General features: G+C 56.8%; 3 protein-coding genes. All 3 read right to left on the bottom strand.

Going from position 1 to position 2,991, the window contains the following annotated elements:
• On the bottom strand, window positions 1-863 hold an 863-nt coding region (mdh, locus tag ACILQA_RS10595), incomplete at its 3' end, for a malate dehydrogenase (protein ID WP_395629658.1).
• Between the two features lie 147 nt (window positions 864-1,010).
• A complete protein-coding gene (locus ACILQA_RS10590) occupies window positions 1,011-2,402 on the bottom strand; it encodes a M20/M25/M40 family metallo-hydrolase (protein ID WP_395629657.1) in 1,392 nt (463 codons plus the stop codon).
• 22 nt (window positions 2,403-2,424) lie between these two features.
• A partial coding sequence (gene zapE / locus ACILQA_RS10585; protein WP_395629656.1) for a cell division protein ZapE occupies window positions 2,425-2,991 on the bottom strand: 567 nt, incomplete at its 5' end.

Here is a 2,991-nt window from a genome sequence, read left to right as displayed (position 1 = left end):
ATTTCGACGACCTTTTCAACGCCGCCCGCGCCAATGACGACAGGTACGCCGACATATAGATTGTCGACGCCATATTGGCCGGTCAGGTGCACCGCCGCTGGAAGAACGCGCTTTTGGTCGTTCAAATAGGCTTCGGCCATCGCGATACCGCTTGTTGCCGGCGCATAGAAAGCAGAGCCAGTTTTAAGAAGGCCAACGATTTCACCGCCGCCGCTGCGCGTGCGCTGCACGATTGCGTCAATGCGTTCCTGGGTCGAAAAGCCCATTTTGATAAGGTCTGGAACCGGAATGCCCGATACGGTCGAATATTGAATGACGGGCACCATGGTGTCGCCATGACCGCCAAGCACGAAGCTGGTGACGTCTTTTACCGACACATTGAATTCGTCCGCAAGGAAGTGGCTGAAACGTGCCGAATCGAGAACGCCTGCCATGCCGACAACCATGTGATGCGGCAGACCGGAAAATTCACGCAGCGCCCATACCATCGCGTCGAGCGGGTTGGTGATGCAGATGACGAATGCGTTTGGCGCGTTGGCGGCAATGCCTTCGCCCACGGCCTTCATAACCTTCAGGTTGATGCCAAGCAAATCGTCGCGGCTCATGCCGGGCTTGCGCGCGACACCAGCGGTGACGATGATCACGTCGGCGCCAGCAATGTCGGCATAATCGTTGGTGCCGGTAATCTTGGCATCGAAGCCTTCGACAGGACCACATTGCGACAGGTCAAGCGCCTTGCCCTGGGGAACGCCTTCAACAACGTCAAACAAGACGATGTCGCCGAGGCCTTTCAATGCTGCGAGGTGAGCAAGTGTGCCGCCGATATTACCGGCGCCAATAAGCGCAATTTTTTTGCGAGCCATACAAAACTGTCCTTCCCTTAGGGCTTTTTAGCGGAATTGCGGCGTCGTTACGCCGAATCGCTGTGGATAACAACCCAATAAAAGTCCAAAGTTAAGGCTTTTTCTGATAACAGTTCGCAATAGCGATAGCGCGTGAAATGCACCCTGTCAGTTACCCGCGACCCGCCGCAACATTTCCATCCAGATCGGGACCTGGCCATGAAATCCCTCGGCCCAGACGCGTTCATCTAGGCCGTGCGCGCCCTCTTTCTGTCCGACGATGCTCCAAAGGCCACCAAATCCATAAACGGGAATGCCAGCGGACCGTAAAAACGCCCCGTCGGTAGCGCCCGCCGACTGGAATGGCAGAACGGGCGCATTAGGAAAGCGGGTTGCGACAGCGGCCCGATAGGCTTGGACGATGTCATCGCGCATCGGTGATGGTGCGGTTTCGGGTGTTTGCGATCCTTCAACGGCGGACACCGTGACATCCGGCCCTGAAACGGTTTGCAGTTGCTGCCGGACATCCTCTGTTTTGACGCTGGGAAAAATGCGGCAGTTCACATTGGCTTCAGCCTTTTGGGGCAAGGCATTTGGCGCGTGACCGCCCGACAACATCGTTGCAACACAGCGCGTGCGCGTGCTTCCGGGGTCCATTGCTTCTAACAGATCGGCGGTTTCGCGATCTTGGGGGTCGGCAAGATATCTGCGCAATAGCTCACCAAATTGGCCACTATCGCCTTTTGCCAGCATCTCGAAACTCGCACGGGTGGCATCGTTAATCATGGCGGGAAAGCGATGACGCTCCACTGCGGTGAGCGCATTGGCCAGCGCATATATCGCATTGTCAGGACGCGGCACGCTGCTGTGCCCGCCACGGTTCACGGCGGTCAGCCGGAAATCGGCGTAGGTTTTCTCCGCAATTTGAATGCCGAAGCCTTCAACGCGCCCGTCAGGGAAAACCGAGCCGCCGCCAGCATCACCATTAAGGGCATATTCGGCGTCAATAAGGTCGCGCCATTCGGTTGCCGCGCGCCGTGCACCGTTGCCGATCGTCTCTTCATCACCGGTGAACAGCACAATGATATCGCGCGTGGGTTCAAACTTCTCTGCGCGCAGATATTGCAGGGCAAGGACGATGCCGGTCAACGCAGCCTTATTGTCGTTTGACCCGCGACCCAGATAATAGCCGCCCTCTTCGCGAAATTTAAATGGCGGATATTTCCAATCGCTTGCTTTGGCGGCGACGACATCCATGTGCGCCATCAGCAAAATAGGCTTTTTGCCCGACGGCTTGGCTGCGGGCCAACGGACAATCATTGTCTGGGTATTGTCATGATCCTTGACGATCACGTTCGTGATACCAGCCTTGCGGAACTCCGCCGTCAACAATGTGGTCAGCTTTTTGAATTCGGCAGGCTGCCCCTCAACGGTGGGAATTTCGACGATCTTTGCAAAGAGCGCGCGTTCCGCTGCTATTTTCGATGCTGGCGTTTGCGCATGTGCAGCGGTTGTCAGGGCCAACATCCCTGCCAATAAAAACGTGCTCCGTCCGATCATCTTTTCTCCCCTTTATGCAATGCTAGCGCGCGCCGTGGCCTTCCGCCAGATAATCTTCCGACTGCATTTCCATCAGCCGCGATACTGTACGGTCAAATTCAAAACGCCCGTCGCCTATCGGGTAAAGCTGGTCCGGATCGGCATCCGCGCTCGCCAAAAACTTTACGCGATATTCGTACAAGGCATCGATCAGCGTCACAAATCTCGCGGCTTCATTGCGGTTGTGCGGCCCAAGCACGGGAATGCCCACCATCAACACCGTATGGAACCGCCGCGCAATCGCCAGATAGTCAGACGCACCCCGTGCCTCCGCGCACAGGCGCTTGAACGAAAAAACGGCGACGCCCTTCAGCGCCTTTGGCACATGCAGCGTCCGGCCGCCGCCCACGTCCAGTTCCAATGAGGGAACATGTGCGCGGTCCTCGGGCGGATAATCTGTCATCCGGAAGAATGTTTCCGAAAGCGCGGCCGTCGCCTCGGCACCATTGGGTACGAGCCAGGTTTTGGCATTGCCCAAACGGTCGCGCCGATAGTCTGTCGGGCCATCGAGCGCAAAAATATCAAGGCTGTCTTTGATCAACGCGATGAA

The sequence above is a fragment of the Sphingorhabdus sp. genome (assembly GCF_044239005.1).
In the GTDB taxonomy this organism is placed as follows: domain Bacteria; phylum Pseudomonadota; class Alphaproteobacteria; order Sphingomonadales; family Sphingomonadaceae; genus Sphingorhabdus_B.
The sequence above is the reverse complement of the archived record's forward strand: the minus strand, read 5'-3'. Positions and strand labels throughout refer to the sequence as shown.

What these genes read in the sequence shown, in the direction of transcription:
- ACILQA_RS10590 (WP_395629657.1), bottom strand. Translation starts at nt 2,402, where the DNA reads ATGATCGGACGGAGCACGTTTTTATTGGCAGGGATGTTGGCCCTGACA.